General features: G+C 38.1%; 20 protein-coding genes. 12 read left to right on the top strand and 8 right to left on the bottom strand.

Annotated features, from left to right (window positions below; all coding sequences use genetic code 11):
- Positions 1-61: 61 nt before the first annotated feature.
- The 3 genes from XM47_RS00175 to XM47_RS19070 form a co-directional block, all read right to left on the bottom strand.
- Positions 62-1,936 carry an alginate lyase family protein gene (locus tag XM47_RS00175; RefSeq protein ID WP_048687981.1) on the bottom strand — a complete coding sequence of 625 codons (1,875 nt, stop codon included), beginning with the start codon at positions 1,934-1,936 and terminating at the stop codon, positions 62-64.
- A gap of 473 nt (positions 1,937-2,409) precedes the next feature.
- Positions 2,410-3,972 (bottom strand): BNR-4 repeat-containing protein, encoded by a 1,563-nt coding sequence (locus XM47_RS00180; RefSeq protein WP_053084479.1) that lies wholly within the window; start codon positions 3,970-3,972, stop codon positions 2,410-2,412.
- 55 nt (positions 3,973-4,027) lie between these two features.
- Positions 4,028-4,189, bottom strand: a complete 162-nt coding sequence (locus XM47_RS19070) for a hypothetical protein (protein ID WP_154665740.1) — start codon at positions 4,187-4,189, stop codon at positions 4,028-4,030.
- Between the two features lie 179 nt (positions 4,190-4,368).
- Here XM47_RS19070 and XM47_RS00185 point away from each other — a divergent pair, with 179 nt between their 5' ends.
- The 3 genes from XM47_RS00185 to XM47_RS00195 all read left to right on the top strand — a co-directional run bounded on the left by XM47_RS00185 (position 4,369) and on the right by XM47_RS00195 (position 9,224).
- A complete protein-coding gene (locus tag XM47_RS00185; protein WP_245623388.1) occupies positions 4,369-5,856 on the top strand; it encodes a sulfatase in 1,488 nt (495 codons plus the stop codon).
- A gap of 80 nt (positions 5,857-5,936) precedes the next feature.
- Complete coding sequence (locus XM47_RS00190) at positions 5,937-7,511, top strand: arylsulfatase (protein ID WP_412731117.1); 1,575 nt, start codon at positions 5,937-5,939, stop codon at positions 7,509-7,511.
- 201 nt (positions 7,512-7,712) lie between these two features.
- Positions 7,713-9,224, top strand: a complete 1,512-nt coding sequence (locus tag XM47_RS00195) for a sulfatase family protein (protein WP_245623389.1) — start codon at positions 7,713-7,715, stop codon at positions 9,222-9,224.
- 243 nt (positions 9,225-9,467) lie between these two features.
- On the opposite strand, the gene XM47_RS00200 is transcribed toward XM47_RS00195, so the two are convergent.
- The gene (locus XM47_RS00200; RefSeq protein ID WP_048687984.1) at positions 9,468-9,785 is read right to left on the bottom strand and encodes a SemiSWEET transporter; all 318 of its coding nucleotides are present in this window, start codon (positions 9,783-9,785) and stop codon (positions 9,468-9,470) included.
- Between the two features lie 167 nt (positions 9,786-9,952).
- On the opposite strand from XM47_RS00200, the gene XM47_RS00205 reads away from it, so the two are divergent.
- Positions 9,953-10,786, top strand: a complete 834-nt coding sequence (locus XM47_RS00205) for a helix-turn-helix transcriptional regulator (protein ID WP_048687985.1) — start codon at positions 9,953-9,955, stop codon at positions 10,784-10,786.
- Between the two features lie 162 nt (positions 10,787-10,948).
- Here XM47_RS00205 and XM47_RS00210 read toward each other — a convergent pair whose 3' ends face one another.
- From XM47_RS00210 to XM47_RS00220, 3 genes are all read right to left on the bottom strand, one after another.
- On the bottom strand, positions 10,949-11,452 hold the full coding sequence (locus XM47_RS00210) for a hypothetical protein (RefSeq protein WP_048687987.1): 504 nt from the start codon (positions 11,450-11,452) through the stop codon (positions 10,949-10,951).
- 204 nt (positions 11,453-11,656) lie between these two features.
- Positions 11,657-12,073, bottom strand: a complete 417-nt coding sequence (locus XM47_RS00215; RefSeq protein WP_048687988.1) for a hypothetical protein — start codon at positions 12,071-12,073, stop codon at positions 11,657-11,659.
- A gap of 167 nt (positions 12,074-12,240) precedes the next feature.
- Positions 12,241-12,669: a hypothetical protein gene (locus tag XM47_RS00220; protein ID WP_048687989.1), complete on the bottom strand. Its 429-nt coding sequence runs from the start codon at positions 12,667-12,669 to the stop codon at positions 12,241-12,243.
- 801 nt (positions 12,670-13,470) lie between these two features.
- Between XM47_RS00220 and sbcB the strand changes: the two genes are divergently transcribed.
- The 8 genes from sbcB (at position 13,471) to XM47_RS00265 (ending at position 18,799) form a co-directional block, all read left to right on the top strand.
- Positions 13,471-14,907 carry an exodeoxyribonuclease I gene (sbcB, locus tag XM47_RS00230; RefSeq protein ID WP_048687996.1) on the top strand — a complete coding sequence of 479 codons (1,437 nt, stop codon included), beginning with the start codon at positions 13,471-13,473 and terminating at the stop codon, positions 14,905-14,907.
- Between the two features lie 85 nt (positions 14,908-14,992).
- Entirely contained in the window at positions 14,993-15,511 is a 519-nt protein-coding gene (locus tag XM47_RS00235; RefSeq protein WP_053084480.1) for a hypothetical protein, read from the top strand.
- Positions 15,512-15,571: 60 nt separating this feature from the next.
- Positions 15,572-16,570, top strand: a complete 999-nt coding sequence (locus tag XM47_RS00240; RefSeq protein ID WP_048687998.1) for a 2-hydroxyacid dehydrogenase — start codon at positions 15,572-15,574, stop codon at positions 16,568-16,570.
- 98 nt (positions 16,571-16,668) lie between these two features.
- On the top strand, positions 16,669-16,932 hold the full coding sequence (locus tag XM47_RS00245) for a DUF3081 family protein (protein WP_048688000.1): 264 nt from the start codon (positions 16,669-16,671) through the stop codon (positions 16,930-16,932).
- A gap of 4 nt (positions 16,933-16,936) precedes the next feature.
- Positions 16,937-17,152, top strand: coding sequence for a TIGR02450 family Trp-rich protein (locus XM47_RS00250; RefSeq protein WP_048688003.1), 216 nt, complete (start codon positions 16,937-16,939; stop codon positions 17,150-17,152).
- An 81-nt stretch (positions 17,153-17,233) separates the two neighbouring features.
- A complete protein-coding gene (locus tag XM47_RS00255) occupies positions 17,234-17,554 on the top strand; it encodes a hypothetical protein (protein WP_048688006.1) in 321 nt (106 codons plus the stop codon).
- Between the two features lie 43 nt (positions 17,555-17,597).
- A complete protein-coding gene (locus XM47_RS00260; RefSeq protein ID WP_048688009.1) occupies positions 17,598-18,005 on the top strand; it encodes an energy transducer TonB in 408 nt (135 codons plus the stop codon).
- 5 nt (positions 18,006-18,010) lie between these two features.
- Positions 18,011-18,799 carry a phytanoyl-CoA dioxygenase family protein gene (locus XM47_RS00265; protein ID WP_048688015.1) on the top strand — a complete coding sequence of 263 codons (789 nt, stop codon included), beginning with the start codon at positions 18,011-18,013 and terminating at the stop codon, positions 18,797-18,799.
- Positions 18,800-18,803: 4 nt separating this feature from the next.
- Here the strand turns inward: XM47_RS00265 and XM47_RS00270 are convergent, their stop codons facing one another.
- On the bottom strand, positions 18,804-19,496 hold the full coding sequence (locus XM47_RS00270; protein ID WP_048688019.1) for a PilZ domain-containing protein: 693 nt from the start codon (positions 19,494-19,496) through the stop codon (positions 18,804-18,806).
- Positions 19,497-19,688: the final 192 nt, after the last annotated feature.

Raw genomic sequence — 19,688 nt, forward strand, 5'->3', positions numbered from 1 at the left:
GATAAAACACCCCTGGGATAAAAACTTGGGCATTTGCCTTATGCCATGCCCAAGTTAAAAACTAAGGGGCATAGGTCAATATTTCAGTAGCAGTGAATTTATCTTTACCATCTAAATTTCCTGACAAAATATCTTTTCCCAGTATTAGCTCAGCCTTTGTAAACATAGGCAATGCTAAATTTTGTAATGATGGTTCAACGCCACCACCAGTAATTTGTTTCCATGTCCAAGCCTCAGGGTTGTCAAAATAAGGGATCACAAAATCGAAAACCGTTTTTAAACTGACACCGTCTGTGTTGGTATAGTCCCATAAGTCATTGTTGGTATGGCGAGCTCCTAATTCAGCAATACGGGTTAAAGCCCACAAATTATTCACTGTGTAATTAACTGATTTTGAGCGTTTTAATTCTTCAGGCAGGCTACCGTCAGCAGCAACTTGAGAGTCGATACGCGTTTTAGTCACATTGATTTGTGCTTCCGCATCATCCAATTTGCCAAGGTAAATTTGTAGGCTGAGTGCTTGATGGTCATAGTTTGTGCCGTGATTATTACTACGGGTACTTTCGAAAATGCCTAACTCACTTGTAGTTAACCAAACGTAGTAATCCTCAAACCATTGTTGCATAGTTTGGCTGTCTGAATCAGACCAAGGATTATGTTTATCAATCAGTTGCACTGATGTAATAACATTGCCGATACTATTCCATTGTAAAATACCAAATCCGCTACCATCTGATTTCCCAGGAATAGCACTACCGTGATTTACATTCGGGTTCATTTTAGTAGCTTCATCAACAAACCAGGTTTTGACAATCTCCTTGGCTTTTTCAAGGTATAGCATGTCCTCTGAAAAGTAGAAGGCAAGGTTCAATATTTCTAGTGCATTCAGCATGTCTCTACGACGTTTATAATCAGCATCTGGGCCATTGTTGGTTTTGCTATTGTACTCACCATCGCGATAAACCCATGGTAAACCGTCGGCTGTATCAGGATTAGGCCAGTAATAAGGGCCTATCGAATAGTAATCATGAATATCACCACTTGCTGGTATTAACGTCTTGTTGGTAACAGGGTCAACTGCTTTGATTAGCTCTTTATCTGCTAGTTTGATCAGTTCTTGGTAAGCATCCACATAGGTTTGGTTATTGGCAGCAATAGCCTGTTTAGAGAGTTTTAGTCGCTCTTCATTAAAGAAAATTAAAGCAGGATTATCATTGTCGATTGGTTTATCAACGCCATTAATTGTGATCATCAGTTCGGTGGTGCTACCGTCAGCCGAGGTCAAAGTAATCAGATCGCTTGTGCTATCTTGTTTACTCGTCCAAGACGAAAACATGCTATGAGATTCGTTTAAGCTGTAACTCCACTCACCGGCTTGGTTGATGGTAAAACTTCCGTATTGAGCTTTCGCTGAGGTTTGAAAAAGCGCTTCGCCATCATCCGGATCTGTCACTTGCGTTTTTCCAGCAGCATCACCATGGCTTAAATTGACTTGTGCGGTTAGATCACCCGCAAAGCTTGCTGGATAATTTTCGACACCTGAAATTTTAATCGCCAATGTTGTTGTGCTGCCATCAACCGAAGTTAAAGTTAAATTTTCGGTTAATGATTCTGATGCATAACTCAGCTTAGCCACGTCACTTTGTGCTTTGTTAACTTCAAAGATCCAAGCACCATCTTGGTCAACCGAGAAGCTGCCATAAGCAGTCGCAATGGCGGTTTGCTTACGAAATGCCGCTTCCCCGCTATTAGTATCTGAAACATTTGCTTTTCCTGATATAGAGCTTGTTTCAGTAGTCAATTTAGCAGTTAAATCGCCTGAAAATATAGCAGGGTTATTAGCTGCTGGAGTCTCTGAATTCCCTTCGCTACTGCCGCTGCCACAAGCGGTTAAACCATGAATTATTGCTATTGTTATTAATGGTGATTTTTGCATTCTATAACCCTTTAATTATATATAGTGACGATTGCGACTAGGTTCATACCTAGTCGGCTATCAAAGCCACCTGCTTACCTCTATTAAATTTCGAATAAGATAAATTCAATAGTGTCCTCACTCCGAGGAATGCCAAGCCTTGAGTGTATAGTGGGACATTCTAAAAAAAGTAAACTGAGCATATCGCCGGTATCGGAAGTTTTGTCTGTTATTAAGAAGAGCGAACAACTAGTTACATTACTACCCCTAAAGGTAAAAAATTGTTATTACCCTGAACTCAGCTAAAACATTGTAGAAAGCGTTGAAGCTGAATTAGAGCTAAATCTTCAAGGATAAAATTGATTTGAAAGTGGGTTAAAAAGTGTGAATAAAATGTATGGGCTGATGAAAAAGCCTTCAGGGAGATTCAAGTTAAGTAAGCCTCTCACCGGTTAAACAGGGTAAAATTGGTGTGAGGCCTAGAAGTTAATAATTTATTTGCCGAGTAAGTTAATCACTTGCAAATAAGTAGTGCGCTTGTCACCCTGCCCTTCAGCAAGCAAGTAATAATAAAGTTTCTCATCTGCAATATGCACTATGCCTTTGTTAAAGTCGGCAGCCTGTTTTTCGCCTTGATAAACCCGCTTAAATTCGTTGCTGCCACCTGCGGCTTGTTCAACATAAGGCTGGCCATTTTCTAGGCCAATAATGTAAATATTGCCGTTGGCAGTATATATATTGTTAGCCCCAACAAAATTTGAGGTTGTAATAAATTCATTTTGGCCTGCCGGTTTATAATGGTGTAGTGATATGTCGACCTTGTTTTCGGTATCCCGTACTCGACTAATAATATGTGTATCTCCGCGTTCAGTAATCGTCCAATCAAAACCGCCAGTGATTACCACACTATTTTTTCTAGTTGTCTCGACTAAATCACCTGGCTCGGTTACAAATGCAGGTGCGGCGGCAATTAAAGGTAATTCTATAGGCTCTCCTTTGTAATTATGCCAGTCAGATTGACCTAGAGGATCACCTGAATACATAAAATAAACACCATTTTGGTACTGATATTTATCGGTTTTATTGTTTAAACGTCGCTGAAAAGCAAAACCAAGTTTACCGTTGGCAAACTTCATGTTGCCATAATTGCTCCAATTAAATTCTCGGCCATTTTCTTTAACGTTCAGTTTGTTAATACTTTTAAAGTCGTGCCAAAGCCCTTGACCTTTGTAATAAGTGAAGATGCCTTTACCATCATGAGAGGTACCTTGACGGATATAAAAAAACAAATCGCCATGTTCGTTCAGGAAAAACTTAGGGTAAGTCAGTTTTGAGTGGGCATCATGATCTTCAGCACCGGTTAAGGAAAGATGGTTATAATCATTTGGTCCTTCACTGTGGGCACTGGTATCTTTCACAAACAGACTTAAATTAAAATCGTTATCTGCAACTGCAGCTGCACCATCTAAGCTGTAAGCATAACGAAAATAATCTTTAGCAAAACTACCATTACCGCCGGTATCTGAATGACGGCTATACGCGTGCAAGTCGAAAACCAAATGTATCGACTCATCTTTAGGGCTAATACCGACAGCAATCGTATTATGGGTCTCCCCTATCCACCATCTACCAACCAATCCAGTATGCTGGTGCGGGAATTCAATATGTTTTAATACCCCAGTTTTTAAATTTAACCGAGATAACATCATGTGTCTGTCATACTTACCACCGCGATACCAAGTCATAAACACAAAGTGCTTATAAGTTTTTATTGCATCGCCATGAGGGACAATTGCCGAGCCGTATTGGTAATCATACTTGCCTATGGCATCATTTTTGAGGCGGAGACTTTTTCGAACATTCCCCATCTTTTTGCCATCAAAGAATAAAGCCGCATTTGTAATTTTAACTTCCTGTTCAAGGTAAATACCTGATTTGTGTGCGGCTTTGGTCTCTGTTGTCGTACAGCCGATATTTAACAGGGCAGCTCCAATGGCAAACAATTGCAACATAGTTCGTTTGTTTACCGAATTTTTAATAATTCCCATATAGTTCATGGTTAAATGCATCCTAATGATAGTTAAATAAGTTTTAAATCATGCGTGTTTGATATTATTTTTCTTGCCCTCTTATACAACCTTTGGCGCATAATGGGGTATTTTTTTGTGCTGTGAATTCTCCATAATCAGCTGCTGACTTAATGTTAAACAGCACCTCGCCAGAATCCACATCCGCAACCACTGCTTTCCCTAATATTGTTTTATTCTCAAGCAAATACTCCTTTATTAGATTTTATAAACGTCTAAACAGAAGAGCCTCAAATCAGCAGAATTACTACCCATAAAAATTCATTACTTCTTAGGGGTAGTAATTTGGGCTTGTCATTGCTGATCTTACTGAAACCCAAGTTGTTTAGTGCTGAGCAGACTTAGCAATAAATTGAGAAAGTAAAAATGAAAATAAAAAACATACCTGCAGTGTTTATACTCTGCTGGCGAAATTTTTTAGTAGCATCCTTGTTACTAGCACCACATTATTCTTTTGCACAGATACAACAGCCAAATGTCGTAATGATAGTCGTTGATGACCTTGGTTGGACTGATGTTGGCTATAACGATCATACGGGTGTATTTCAAACACCTAACATTGATGCTTTAGCGACTAAAGGCATTAATTTTACCAATGCTTACGCAGGTGCAGCTAACTGTGCGCCAAGTCGAGCTGTATTAATGAGTGGTCAATATTCACCTCGCCACGGTGTTTATACCGTTTCACCTTCTGCCCGTGGTAATGAGAAAACTAGAAAACTTATTCCTGAGCCAAACATAGATATTCTTGCTGATGAGATTATTACCATGGCAGAAATGTTTAAATCTGCTGGTTACACCACAGGCTCTTTTGGTAAATGGCACTTAGGTGAAGATGCTAGAACACAAGGTTTTGACCACAACGTTGCTGGCCACATGAAAGGTCATCCAAAGTCGTATTTTAGTCCTTACAATATGCCATTTTTAGCAGATGGTCCTGGCGGTGAATACTTACCCAATCGCATTACCAGCGAATTACTGTCCTGGATTTCTGAAGTCAAAGAACAACCATTTTTCGCTTACGTGCCTTATTACACTGTTCATACCCCCATTCAAGCCATTGAAAGTGTTAAACAAAAATACTTAAGCCACCCACGTATTAGAAATAGCAGACATGCGACTTATGCCGCCATGGTTGAACTCATGGATATTAACATTGGCCGCATTATGCGTAGCTTAACTGAGCAAAAATTATTAGATAATACCTTGGTTATTTTCACCTCTGATAACGGTGGTATTCGCTCAATCGCTTATCAAGATCCATTACGGGGTGGTAAAGGTAGCTACTATGAAGGCGGTACGCGCGTACCATTAATAGTTTCTTGGCCACAGAAAATTGTTGCCAAAACCGATTCGACACCTGTGATTAATGCAGACTTTTACCCAAGCTTAGCCCAAATTATTGGCGCTGATGTCAGTAAACAAGTATTAGATGGGGTTGATATCACTCACCTTTGGTTCGAACAAAAAGGGTTCAATCAAGAACCGCTAGCAGAGCGCAGCCTATTTTGGCATTTCCCAATTTATTTACATGCTTACAATCCAAAAGCAGATCAAAGCCGAGACCCGCTTTTTAGAACCCGCCCTGGAACCACTATGCGTAAAGGTAAATGGAAACTTCATCATTATTTTGAAGATAATAAATACGAGCTTTACGACTTAGAAAATGACTTAGGTGAGCATGTTAACTTAGTGGAATATTTACCTAATGTGGTATCAAGCTTAGCTAAAGAGTTAGACACTTGGCGTAAAGAAGTTAATGCGCCAGTGCCAACCCAAAAGAACCCGAAATACGACGCTAAATTTACTGCTGAACTAACTGCTATACGACTGTTAAAAGAGTCCAAAAAATAATTTAGCCAAGCGCAATCACGCTATCGGTAGCAAAGCTAGCGATAGCGTGATTATAAAACGACAACAGACGGAGAAACTCTGTGTTGAATAACATAAAAAAAGTTTTACTTTCTTGCGTAATTACAACAGCCTGCATTACCGCAGTAACCAGTTGCGCACTAACTAGGATATCAACCGAAAGTGCTTCAGCTAAAGCACGCCAAGTCGAACAAGCCAACTCAGCTAAGCCCAATGTTATCTACATTATTGTTGATGACCTAGGTATTGGTGATATTGAGCCCTATGGCCAGGAAAAGATTCGTACTCCTCATTTACAAAAAATGGCTGAGCAAGGTTTAACTTTCACCCAGCATTATGCCGGTAACCCTGTTTGCGCACCGTCTCGCGCTGCAGTAATGACGGGTTTACATTCTGGCCATAACCAGATTCGAGGTAACTACGAATTAGGCGACTTTTCTGATGAAAGAGAATATGGCCAACTGCCATTAAAGCCTGGCACAACGACCCTAGCAACAGTGATGAAACAAGCGGGTTATCAAACCGCGTTAATTGGTAAATGGGGACTAGGCGGCCCTGGCTCATACGGCACACCGAATAAACAAGGGTTTGATTATTTTTTTGGTTATCTAGATCAAAAACAAGCCCACAACCATTACCCAACTCACCTGTGGAAAAACGAAGAGTGGTTCTCATTAAATAATAAATGGTTAGATGCGCATGCAGCGCTACCTGTAGGTGCAGATCCTTACGATCTTGAAAGTTACAAAGCATTTTTACGAGAAGATTTTGCTCAAGAGCGCTTAACTCAAGATGCGCTGAAATATATAAAAGAAAACAAAGATAAACCTTTCTTTTTATACCTAGCTTACGCTGGCCCTCATGCTGCCTTGCAAGCACCAGAAGATTTAATTGACGAATATAGCTTTGAAGAAACACCTTACGGGGTACATTCAAAATATTTAGCTCAACGAAGACCTCGCGCAGCACGTGCAGCGATGATCACCCATATTGATAAAGGTGTAGGTCAAGTTAAAGCGCTATTAAAAGAGCTTAACCTTGATGAAAATACCTTGATCATCTTCACCAGTGATAACGGCCCAAGCGCCGAAGGTGGTGCTGATATGGAGTTCTTCGACAGTAATGGTAAGTTCAGAGGTTACAAGCGCGACTTATACGAAGGCGGCATTCGTATGCCAACGCTTGCATACTGGCCAGGGAAAGTAGCTGCAGGACAAAAAACTGAGCATGTTTCTGCTTTTTGGGACCTATTACCCACCTTGGCTGATTTAACTAATGTTGAACTTAAAACCAAAACCGATGGTATTTCATTTTTACCGACTTTGTTAAACCAAGATGGGCAAAAGCAGCATGACAGCTTATATTGGGAATTTCATCGTGCTAATGGTTTCCACTCCCAAGCGGTGCGTATAAAAGATGATGTTAATGGTGATTGGAAAGCGGTTCGCCACTACAAAAAAGGTCAACGGCTTAATCCGCCAATTGAGCTCTATAATTTAAAAACGGATCCTGCGGAAACAACTAATGTTGCCAGCAAGTACCCTGAAATTGTCAACAAAGCAACTGAGTTAATGAGAACCTCACGAACGCCTTCATTTATGGATGCGTGGAACTTTGATTACTGGCCAAGAAAGTAATCAGTCCCATTGTTTTTGAGGGTAGAAGTTTTCAACAATACGATCTAGGGTCTGTTGATCTTTGTTTTATATTTTCAGCAATAGGCTATTTTAAGTGGTAATAAAGCAGATTGAAGCTTGTTTGGTTATACCAAATGAGTGAAATTCTAATGCAGCTATTATTTGCAATCGCACCAATAATGCGTCGATAGGAATAAATTAATGACATATATGATGAATAAAAATAAATTATTAAGGCTTTTAACTAGTGTAAGTTTGCTTATTTATGTAAGCGGATGCGGTCAAATTAGCCCCAAAGAATCGCAGCCAACGAGTATTCATAATATAAAAGCACCTAATATTTTGTTTATTTATACCGATGACCAAGCTCCTTGGGCGCTTGGCAGGTCAGGAAATAAACAAGCGTTAACCCCAAATCTTGACAAATTAGCCAAACAGGGAATGTTTTTACCAAATGCCTATTCAACTACGCCAGTATGCACCCCATCTAGAGCTGGTTTATTAACGTCTCAATACGGTTATGAATTAGGCTTAGATGATTGGATTAATACTAAAGCAAAAACCTTAACAGGTCATCAACCAGATTTAGGGCTTGCACAAGAGCTAGAAACTTGGCCTGAGGTTTTGCAAAAAGCGGGCTACACGACAGGTTTGATCGGTAAATGGCATTTAGGGTATCAACCACAACATCACCCAAAGCATCACGGTTATGACGAATTTGTTGGTTTTGTTGGTGGCGGTACAACACCAGTGAATCCATTCTTAGAAATCAATGGCATTGAGACAAAAACTCAAGGTTTAACCACAGATATTCTAACCGACCATGCATTGAAATTTTTAGAAAATCATAAAGACAAACGCTTTGCTTTATCCTTGCATTACCGAGCGCCACATTATAAATTTTTACCGGTTGCACCTGAAGACGAAGCACCATATCTTAATATGGATATAAAATTACCACATCCAGATTATCCAGATTTAAATACCAAGCGCGCTAAAAAATTAATGCGTGAATATTTATCGAGTGTACGAGGTATCGACCGCAATGTCGGCAGGGTTTTAGCAGCGTTAGATCAACTCGATTTGACTGATAATACCTTAGTCGTATTCACCTCAGATCACGGTTATAACATTGCATTCAATGGCATGTGGCATAAAGGGAATGGCTTTTGGTTATTAAATAATAAAACTAAAGCAACGGAAAACATTCCTTCTGGACAACGACCTAATTTATACGATCCTAGTTTAAAAGTACCTACGATTGTACGTTGGCCTAACGTAATTAAAGCTAACTCAGAAAATCGTTCAACTATGTCAAACCTTGACTGGTTTCCAACCTTAGTAGGTATAGCTCAAGCTAAAGCTAGTTCAGCTAATATCATACGTGGTAAAGATTTTTTCCCCGCCTTATTAGATGAAAATATTATTCTCTCCACAGACTATTATGCCGCTTATACGACGCAGCACCAGTCAATTACCGGCATGAGAATGTATAGTGATGGTCAATTTAAGTTGTTACGTGATTTTAAAAATAAAGGGCGCGATGAGTTTTATGATCTAAAAAATGATCCTGACGAGACAACTAATTTATTCATGCAGCATATGACCTCTGAACAGCAGAAAATAGTTAATAAGTTTGATCAAATCATTTTAAACAAAATGCGAAGTACAAAAGACCCCTTACTCCAACTGGCAAATGAATTTCGCCAATAAATAATCTCGCCCACAAGGTTTGTTCTTCAATAAGCTTGTTACCCATCGGCACTTTATCAGTGGTTAACAAGCTATTTTCTTTATGCTATGGAGCTAAAGAAATGTCCTTCGTAACAACCATATCAAAGTCTAAAATCAAGCATAATCGATTAATTTTAAAAGATAAAAATGCTTGAGATAGCTCTCATGGTATCCCCCTCAGAACAGGTACACCATGAGATTAACTTTAATCTTATCTGTTGTTTATGCTGATAAATCTCTAGTCGTATTGTCAGCATTTATCATTGTTGATTTGCGATCTGTAATAAATGCATTATAAAGCTTAATTGCTAATATTATCCCTGCGAGCACAAAAGTAACCATGTTCGCAACTATCATTGCCATATCTTGTTTAATCAAACCATACGCTAACCAGCCTGCCACCCCAATAGTAAAAATACTGTACATTGCCAGTGAGAGTGAGGCGGTATCCCGAGTTTTTATTACTTGGATCGCCTGAGGTAAAAATGAAAAAGTTGTTAAAAATGCTGACGTAAAGCCAATAATTTCAATAGTTGTCATGATGTTCACCTCTAAATAGACACTTAATTAATTTTCCGCTGTTAGTTTGTTGCTTAACAGCTATTTCTCAAAACTTGCAGGTATTTTAATCAACAAGTTCACAAAGCGTTATGGTTTAGGCTATCATAATATTTATCCATTCCTATCATTAGTCAAATTCGGTAATTATGCATAAATACAACCCGTGGCCGGACATTCTTGAAATTGGCGAGCAATGCGACGAAAGATTTGTTGATGGTGAACGCACACCAGAAATGAAAGATCTAAACTGCTCTGTTTCTGGCGTTTCAAATTTAGCGGGGAGATACCGAGTAGCGCGCTCTAATCCCGAGTGGCACGCCATTGTCTTTACCGTTGCAGGCGCCGTTGAGTTATATAACGAACAAGGGCATCAAACCGTTGAGAAATGTCATTTAATATCGTTGCCTGCCGGCAAGCCGTTTGTGATGGAATTAGAAGCGCCAAGTTTAGATATTGTTTGGTTTCATTTAGACCGCTGTAAACATTGGGACACTTATATCAAAACCTTGCCAAGCGTATCTTTTTGCGATCTAAACCAGCAAATCTATCATTTATTAAGTTTAATTTATTACGAGTTTGATTCAGGTTTACGCCAACCGGCGATGAAACAATTAAAAGCTTATTTAAATAAAGCCTTGAATAAGCCAAATACCACATCCATTGATTCACAGCGTATTTGGCAACTAAAACAAGAACTAGAAAAGCGCCTACACTACCCGTGGAAAGTTCACGAAATGGCGGAAAAAATAAATTATTCAGCGGCACATTTACATCGCTTATTTCAAAGTCATTTTAAACAAAGCCCAATACAATATTTAATCGACTTGCGTATGGAAAGAGCTAAATATTTATTAAAAAACAGTGATTGGTCGATAGAACAAATTGCCGAACAAGTCGGCTATAGTGATGTATTCAACTTTTCAAAACGCTTTAAAAAGTCAATTGGCTTAGCGCCTGGTAAGTTCCGTTTAAGCGAGTAATAGCGTTAGCCATCACCCATTGGAGTGTCTGTAGTTGTATACGAATTAGGTTATTTTTGCCAATGAGCTTGGGTGCTACAATCGAATATTGTAGCGCTAAATCAATATAAATAGCGATAATCAGCTGGAGATACTCGAAATTAATATTAATTTAGCTCAATGTTAAGTTTGAAAGCTGACATACAAAACTCGCTTAGTCAGTTCGTGGTACATAATAACCACAGCTCCTTCAACATGCTTCCTATTAGCTTCAACAGACCATATTTTGGCAGCTATGTTTTGTGATTCTGGATTAGACTCGCCTTCAAAGCATTTGTTAATTTTACCTGCGCTCGCAGCTAGCTCCCTAGCTTGGCTGAAGATATGATTATCTTCTCGTCCATGCACCCACTCTCCTTCATTAGGTGTCTGAAACTCAAATCTCTCAATTTGAAGACAGTAATAATCTAGATGATCACCATTAAATATTGGTGGCGACTGCTCGCTGTAAATGAGCTGATAATCTTGTTCAGTTACAATATTGCCGTGATTAAGGACAAATATAGAGTCTTTTGTTCCCTGTTTTCCCAGTGGACTAAATGAATAGATTAGAGCCAGCATAACGAAAATCACCAACAAAAGTGATAACCCAGATAATATAAAGTATATGGTTTTTAATGCCTTCATGATTATCTCAACACTCCTTAAAACTGCTATGGTCGAGGGACCAGATTCAGAGCCGTTCCCGAACAAGCGCCAGACATGCCGTAGTGTTAAAAACAGCATAGAATCCAGAATTTAGTTAATATATTTGCTCATATAAATCATAAGTCCCAACACCAATATAGAAGAATCAGCTTCAGTTGACTTGTGGTGTTTTATCAGAACAAACTACATTGAGCTAAAATAAGCCAAAGATTGAGTTAATTGTTCGACTGATAATAAAGCACCCGACTGATCTTCAATAGCAACGCCATTATATTTGGTATTGAGTATTATTGCCGTCGTAAAAGCGGTTTTAACTTCCATTGCATCGCCACTAAACTTTAATTGATATACAAAGCCTTGCTGATAATCAGTTGGTACTAAAACTTTAAATTGATTAGGTAACTCATCAGCTAAAAAAGAATATAATTCGACACCAGTTTTTTGATTATCCAAAACGGCAGGTAGAAAACCTGTATGGCGCTTAAGTTCTACATTTTTTGAATACTCAATATTATACCCAAACTCTTTCGCGCTAAGATTTAAAGTATTTGAATTAGGTTCAACTTCCAAAGCCAAAACCACAAACAAACTCATCGACATAAATGATTTCCTTTGAACACAATATCTTAATTTTAGTTATGGTATTGAACACAGTGACAAGAGGCAAACTTTTTAACTTCATTGGTTCATGCCACAGTTTTTGTAATGAATTAAGATCCAGATAAGTGACTGGTAAAACAAGAATAAGAGAGCTTATGTATTATGTTTCAATTTAAAAGTGTTAATGTGTTACTGATTGGTAAAATTGAAAAAATTAACCCCGCATACCAATACAAATGGGCATTAAACCTATCATGAAATTGGCTAGGTGTAGGATTATTTGACCAATTATCTCTCTTAATAATATGGGGGAAAATCAATAAGGTTAAGGCTATCAACCATTGGATAAACAAGTATATCTCTCCGCCACTTCTACCCCGATAATCATTCCAGTCAATATTTATAGAGTTTACAAAGAAAGGGAAAAATAACTTCGCTGTAAGTATTATCAAAGCTAACAATATAGCAAACCATACACCGATCCTGTTTTTAACACCCCATCTAAAGTCAGCATATTTTCTATTCCCTCTTTGATAGATATACATTCCCATCAAAGGAAGATAAACAATAATTAGGGGCAGGTAAAAGTATTTCATAATACTCCATGATGGCACGGCTATTTCGAAGTTGATTATATCTCAAACATAATAAGTCACAAAAGTAAGTGAGGTCATAAGTGGGCTTTTATCTTAAAATGCTTACAGGATGTTCTGTATGAAAAAATCGAAATTAAGCGCTTGTTCTGCACAAATAAACACAAAAATGTGTGCATAAAGAACAAACGTGCCCAAATAAGCAAGATATCATGACAACAAAATATCCATGAACACCACTTGAAAAATTGGGTGATCTTTAAACGAGCTAACTTACTTAACCTAATGTGATGTTCTCCTCCCACATTCGACATTGATGCGCCATGATTGAATTGCAAACAATTAAATTAAACCTGTTACACGCTTCGCATATAGTCGGACTGATTAAAGATAGTTTTGTATGACTATTGAGCCTTCTGCTTCAAACCATAAAAGACATACTGGTTGATAAAGTCATTCGTCACGTCTGCTACTAACTTTCTCTCTAGATTCAGCGAACAAAGCGGTGAATTTAAGCCAATTTTAATTCCTTGTTGCTTACCTAGCCAACGAAAGCGATAATTGAAATATAAAGCCCTTGACGATAACTCTAGCAGCCAACCGCTGTCGGTTAATTCTGCTTTGCCATTATAAAGCAACTAAATTTTCTGCAAGTAGATATCAAACACAGGCATTGATAATTAGTGGTCACAATTTGATGCACAAAAGCCATAAAAAATGAAAATTAGCACACAAAAAAATGCAAACTAGAATTAAAACAATATACATTAAAAACAAACACTTAAACCAGAAAAGAGAACATAAATGAATAGTACAAACCAACCTTCTCTACTCTGGCACGATTATGAGACTTTTGGGGTTAACCCGAAAAAAGATCACCCATCTCAATTTGCTGCGATTAGAACCGATCTAGATTTAAACGAAATCGATGAGCCTATTGAATACTTTTGCTATCCACCCGCTGATTATCTCCCAAACCCAGAAGCTTGCTTAATTACTCGAATCACGCCGCAGCATACATTCAAAAAAGGGATGAATGAACATCAATTCATAACCAAGGTTTTGGCAGAAATGAGTAAGCCGAATACTTGTAGTGTTGGCTACAACACGATTCGGTTCGATGACGAGGTGACGCGTTACACAGCCTATCGCAATCTATTTAGTCCATACGAAAGAGAATGGAAAAACGGTAATAGTCGTTGGGATATTATTGATTTAGTCAGGGCTTGTTATGCATTAAGGCCAGAAGGTATTAACTGGCCAACACATGAAGATGGCAGCCCTAGTTTCAAGTTAGAAGACTTAACCAAAGCCAATGGTTTGTCGCATGAAAAGGCACATGATGCTGTATCTGATGTAAGAGCAACAATTGCTATGGCGAGGTTAATCAAAGAAAAGCAGCCTAAGCTATACAACTACTTATTTGAGCTCAGAAACAAAAGAAAGGTCGCAGAGCTTATCGACATCAATAATATGACACCTCTGGTTCATATTTCTTCTAAAATTAAATCGGTTTACGGCTGCTGTACTTGGATAGTGCCTATTGCTTGGCATCCAACCAATAGTAATGCCATTATCGTATTAAATTTAGCACTCGATCCTAAACCGCTCGCAAACTTAACGGTTGACGAAATCAAACAAAAACTCTTTGCATCATCAGACATGCTGGCGCCGGGTGAAGACAGATTACCAATTAAGCTAATTCACTTAAATAAGTGCCCTGTACTGGCAAGCGCAAAAACCTTGTCTGCCGACAATGCCGAACGATTAGCGATAAATCGGGAGCAATGCTTAGCCAATTTAAGCTTTATAAAAGCGAATCCAGACATTCGAGAAAAGCTGGTGAGCTTATACCAAGATATAGATTTTGAAGGCGAGAGCGATGCTGATTTTGGTTTATACGATGGCTTTGCCAGTAATGCAGATCAAGCTGTGATGCGTCAAATTCAAGATTTAGAACCCCACCAGTTTGATAGTTTCCAGCCAGTATTTGAAAACCCAAAATTTAAAACGCTCTGGTTTAGATTAAAAGCCAGAAATTATCCAGATACATTAACTGAGCAAGAAATGCATCAATGGCGTATGCATTGCCAAGCTAGACTGCTAGACGACTCAAACCAGTTTGGCCTCAGTATGAATAGCTACATGCAATTAATAGAAACGCTGGGGCAGCAACACAGCCAAAACCCAGAAAAACTAAAAATATTAGAGCAACTCTACCAATATGCGGAGCAATTCTAGTCAGCTTGATGCATATCAATAAAAAATAAATTTAATGTGTTAGAAAGTAACTATCGATACTTAGCAAAGCTTTTTAGCACATTAAATGCCTTATCCAGAAAAACTATCTCCTAAACTGCAACAAAAGTTAACTGAAAATACCTTCGGCATTAGCTTCCCCAGCCGCTCTGGCTGTCAAATGCGATTTGTTAGAAATGGTAAAGACTTAGGTGGCTTTTATTCGTACAAACAATGGGGTAGTGTAAATAAGGCAGTTGAAGCAGCCATTAGTAAAAATAGGCAGCTAAAAGCTCTCTACCCTATCAGTAAAACTAATCGAAAAAGAAAGCCCAAGCCAGATGCTAGTTGTGGCTTTAATGGCGTTGGCTTTAGAGAAAAACTCGATAAACGACGAAACAAAATCGAGCGATTTTATTGGGCCAGCTTTAAACGAAATGGTAAACCTGCGATTAAAACATTTTCGTTAGGCTATAAAGAATTTAGCGCCGACCAGCAGCTACACGCCTACCGAACCGCAATCCAATTTAGAAAAGAATGGGAATTGCTAGATTCAGAAATGAAAGAAGAAAAATACAAAGATTGGCAAAATAAAAGGCTCTATTAGTCAAAATTCAGGATAAAAGCCCAGCTTGTCTTGTTTCTCAAAATCATAGGAGTAATTTTTATGACTAAAATGATAATGGTGAGTGTTAAACCTTACGACCAAAAATACTTTGAACAAGCCAACCAAAAGTTTAATTTATCCATAGACTATAGCCCAATTCATTTAACCGAAGAGACAGCCCATCTTTTTCAAGGTTATAGCGCTATTTGTATTTTTGTAAATGATATAGCCAATGAAAAAGTACTGAACATATTAAAAAATAACGGCATTAAACTAATCGCACTTAGGTGTGCAGGTTTTAATAATATCGATCTCGAATGCGCCAAAAAACTAGGTATCACAGTTTGCCGTGTCCCAGAATATTCACCACAAGCAGTCGCAGAGCACACAGTTGGTTTAATCTTAACCCTAAGCAGAAAATATCATAAGGCTTATAACAGAGTTAAAGAAGATAACTTCGCGCTCGATGGCTTGCTCGGCTTTAATCTTTATCAAAAAACGGTTGGGATTATTGGTACGGGTAAAATAGGCTTGGCGACGATTAAAATCTTAATTGGATTTGGTTGTAAGGTCGTATGCTATGACCCAAGCCCAAATCCAGTAGTCAATGAAATCGGCGCTGAATATCTGCCACTTGACCAAGTTTTTCAACAAGCTGATATTCTTAGCTTGCACTGCCCGCTTACCCCGCAGACCCACCAATTAATCAATACAGAGAGTATTCAAAAAATGAAAAAAGGTGTCTGCTTAATTAACACCAGCCGAGGTGGATTAATTGACACCCAAGCAATCATTGCAGCACTCAAGCAAAAACATGTCGGTTACTTAGGCCTAGACGTTTACGAACAAGAAGCTGACTTATTCTTTGAAGACCTATCAGATCAAATAATTGAAGACGATATATTTCAGCGACTGCTTACTTTTCCTAACGTATTAGTTACTGGCCACCAAGGTTTTTTCACCCAAGAAGCATTGCAATGTATCGCTGAAACCAGCTTAACCAATATTCAAAAATTTGAGGCTCAACAAGCGATTCCTGCAGAATTTATCTGCAGTTAATACCAATAAAAGATCTAATCTAGTCGGATTTAAGTATAACCTCAGTCAATATCAATAATTTTGTCTTAACATTAGTAATTATATAACTGGGGTTAAATATGAAAAATAATCTAGACCTTCACCTATTTTTAAATGCATTCAACATAATATGCAAAAACGGTGAAAAACAGCATAATTATCATTTACTTCAAGGCATGAGAGCTTGGAGCGATTTTGATGGCTATACCTGCTTTTTAGCCAATAGCAAAGTCACTATGACACTGCTATTCCACGGAAAATACTCTATCGATGCAACAAATGATGCTGAGATAGATACTTTCACGCAGCAAGTTAAACGCCTTTGTATAGCAAATAAAGGTTAAATTAATGAATAAGGTTTCACCTAAAAGCTTACTCAACAGTAAATGGACCAAGCAAGTCATCGCTAATAAAGAAAAACACTTTGTGATAACTGAAGTTGATTTTGATGAAGATAAAAATGTCATCAAATGCGTCATTCAAGCTGTGATCAATAAAAACGAGTACGCAATAAATTGGCGGGATTTAAAAAACAGCCAAAGTTGGCGTATTGGTTGGCAGTAAGCAATTAAATCAATAGAAAAATCAGTTAAAAGTGATAGAGTAAAGCATACTCATTCTTAAAATTCATATATCAGGACGAACATGAAAGCCTATCTAATTTTAGTTTGCTTAATATTTACCGTACCAGCTCATGCCGAAGAAATATCTTGGTGGGAAACTGTAAAATCTTATGTATCAAGCGCTTGGGAAGATACTGAAGATGACAGAGAAGACCTTGCCGAGAAAACCAAAGAAAAAACTGCCACAGCGCTAAAAGCAGCAAAAGAAAAAGGCTCAGAATTATTAGACGTGACGGCTGAAAAATCAAAAGAATTAGCCGAAGATGGAAAAGAAAAGTCAAAAGAAGCTTGGCAAAAAACCAAAGAAAAATCGGGTGAACTTTGGCAAAAAATCAAAGAATAAACTAGGTTTCGCTACTCATGCTAGTTAGAAAGGTTTAATGCCAATGAAGTTAGCACAAATAAAGCGTGTTTTTTATACTGCACTGGGTGTTAGCTTATTAGCTAGTTGCGGATCCACGCCAGAAAATATCTGCGAAAAATGGCCAAATCGTTATAAAGCACCATATACATTTTTACCTGACGAAATAAAGCCATTAGTCAGAATTGAACCTAGATACCCTAAACACGCCTTTAAAGATAAAGTTGAAGGTTGGGTTGAGCTTGCGTACGTCGTCGTTAATGGTCGGCCAAGTCAAATAAGGGTCATCAGTGCTAAGCCAGAGGGGGTTTTTGACATTTCAGCCATTACGGCATTAAGTAAATGGATTTATCAAAAAACCTACCAGGATTGTATCTTGGTACCTAAAGCCTACCCAATGAGAACCGTACTCACTTTTGCGATAAAAGATTAAGCCAAATGCGTTTGTTGTCTGAGCTTCAAACTTATATCCAAAAACAATATTCAGCATATGGCTATGTTGTTTTAAAGCAATTTTTCAACTCGAACGAGCGCTTGCCCATTTATACTGAACTCATGGATTTTCAGCAAAATTGGCTTAAAGATAATTTCGAAGTTTACCTAGCTGGCGCAGTAAATTCAGCTTATTTAACTTCGACTCAACACCTAAACGAAGCAAGCCGAGAGACCTTGTTTAACCTGATTGCATCAAACAAAATAATGCAATTAGTACAAAGCTTAATACCCAAGTCTCCATGCTTTTTAAACACACAATTATTTTTTGATCCACTCAACCCAGATCAGAAAAATTACTGGCACAGAGACCCTCAATATCATATATCTCTGGTAGAGCAGCAAGCCGCATTAACCGGCCCAAATGTGATTCACTTTAGACTGGCATTAAAAAATGAAAGAGGCATAGAGTTAGTCCCTAAATCTCATATCAAGTGGGACAGCACAGAAGAGCTAGAGGTACGTTTATCGCAAAACGGTAAGCAGCATCATCAACCTCTTAGCACAGGCAAAGTAATAGCCTTAGATGCTGGTGACTTGCTAATTTTTTCAGCCAATATGATACACAGAGGCTTGTATGGTTTAGATAGGTTAGCGTTGGATATCCTATTTTGCGATCCAGCTCCAGAAGTCCTCAAATTTATTCAATTAGATTGCTTACCAAACACCGAGCAACTTGCTCAGTTAGAAGATGCTTCTGCTTTTGAGAATAGTTTGAGATTCATCCATAACTAGAGCTCTAGTCTTCATCCTCTTCGTGAATAATAATGTAGTTAATTAACTTAATCGCTTGTTTTTTGGATTCGGTGTCAAACTTTAAGCCCAGTGAAATATCGTCTCCAATTTTCTTATATGAGCAAGTAACGCATTCGACTTCTAGCTTTTCATTTTCAATAAAATTTTCGATGAGCAAGTGTAACTTATCACCTCTTTCTAAAACCACTTCAGCTGCTTCTTTTATCATTAGCTGACAGCCGGAAATGGAAATATCAGTAATCATACCATGGCGTTGTTTATCGGCTATTTCGAGTTTCGTTGCTATGTCTGTGTCAATACGGACTGCTTTTCTTAAACTTTGGACGCTTACGGTTTGCGGAAAATTAAGCACCATAATCCGAGAGGGTATTTTTAACACTTGTTTAATACTGCTAACAAAAGCAGCAACTGAGCCTTCGTGTCCCTCTTGTAAGCCACGAACCGTAACCGCGGCATCAGGTACTATATACTGCGAAATATTACCGATTTTACTACTTTCCGGTAACTGAACTAGTGCGTATTTTTTAGGTAAATAGCCGATAAAAATACTTCTAAATTTGATTTTTTGCCCTGATGGTGTCGATATTTCAACCGTTACAATTGAACCCGCTTGTAACAGCCCTAAATTTCGACTCAATCTTTCCAGAGTATTAAATTCAACAGGCGTTGTTAACATTATGACTGTGACCAATTAATCCTAATGCTTTAAAAGTAGTTAATTAAACTTATTAATCAAAGAAACCATAACTAATCCTAGTTTTTTCCTTAATTAGTCAAGATAAGCGTCTATAATTATTAAAATCAATTGAAATTAAGTTACAAGATGTTAACTTAATTTAAACTTGCGCTAGCAAGATAAATTTATCTT

The sequence above is a fragment of the Catenovulum maritimum genome, from assembly GCF_001050375.1.
Lineage (GTDB): Bacteria > Pseudomonadota > Gammaproteobacteria > Enterobacterales > Alteromonadaceae > Catenovulum > Catenovulum maritimum.

Coding starts and splice junctions, on each gene's coding strand:
- XM47_RS00235 (WP_053084480.1), top strand. CDS start 14,993: ATGCCTTATCCAGAAAAACTATCTCCTAAACTGCAACAAAAGTTAACT.
- XM47_RS00270 (WP_048688019.1), bottom strand. CDS start 19,496: ATGTTAACAACGCCTGTTGAATTTAATACTCTGGAAAGATTGAGTCGA.
- XM47_RS00250 (WP_048688003.1), top strand. CDS start 16,937: ATGAATAAGGTTTCACCTAAAAGCTTACTCAACAGTAAATGGACCAAG.
- XM47_RS00175 (WP_048687981.1), bottom strand. CDS start 1,936: ATGCAAAAATCACCATTAATAACAATAGCAATAATTCATGGTTTAACC.
- XM47_RS00265 (WP_048688015.1), top strand. CDS start 18,011: ATGCGTTTGTTGTCTGAGCTTCAAACTTATATCCAAAAACAATATTCA.
- XM47_RS00240 (WP_048687998.1), top strand. CDS start 15,572: ATGACTAAAATGATAATGGTGAGTGTTAAACCTTACGACCAAAAATAC.
- XM47_RS00180 (WP_053084479.1), bottom strand. CDS start 3,972: ATGAACTATATGGGAATTATTAAAAATTCGGTAAACAAACGAACTATG.
- XM47_RS00205 (WP_048687985.1), top strand. CDS start 9,953: ATGCATAAATACAACCCGTGGCCGGACATTCTTGAAATTGGCGAGCAA.
- XM47_RS00245 (WP_048688000.1), top strand. CDS start 16,669: ATGAAAAATAATCTAGACCTTCACCTATTTTTAAATGCATTCAACATA.
- XM47_RS00185 (WP_245623388.1), top strand. CDS start 4,369: ATGAAAATAAAAAACATACCTGCAGTGTTTATACTCTGCTGGCGAAAT.
- XM47_RS00195 (WP_245623389.1), top strand. CDS start 7,713: ATGACATATATGATGAATAAAAATAAATTATTAAGGCTTTTAACTAGT.
- sbcB (WP_048687996.1), top strand. CDS start 13,471: ATGAATAGTACAAACCAACCTTCTCTACTCTGGCACGATTATGAGACT.
- XM47_RS00210 (WP_048687987.1), bottom strand. CDS start 11,452: ATGAAGGCATTAAAAACCATATACTTTATATTATCTGGGTTATCACTT.
- XM47_RS00260 (WP_048688009.1), top strand. CDS start 17,598: ATGAAGTTAGCACAAATAAAGCGTGTTTTTTATACTGCACTGGGTGTT.
- XM47_RS00220 (WP_048687989.1), bottom strand. CDS start 12,669: ATGAAATACTTTTACCTGCCCCTAATTATTGTTTATCTTCCTTTGATG.
- XM47_RS00255 (WP_048688006.1), top strand. CDS start 17,234: ATGAAAGCCTATCTAATTTTAGTTTGCTTAATATTTACCGTACCAGCT.
- XM47_RS00200 (WP_048687984.1), bottom strand. CDS start 9,785: ATGACAACTATTGAAATTATTGGCTTTACGTCAGCATTTTTAACAACT.
- XM47_RS00215 (WP_048687988.1), bottom strand. CDS start 12,073: ATGTCGATGAGTTTGTTTGTGGTTTTGGCTTTGGAAGTTGAACCTAAT.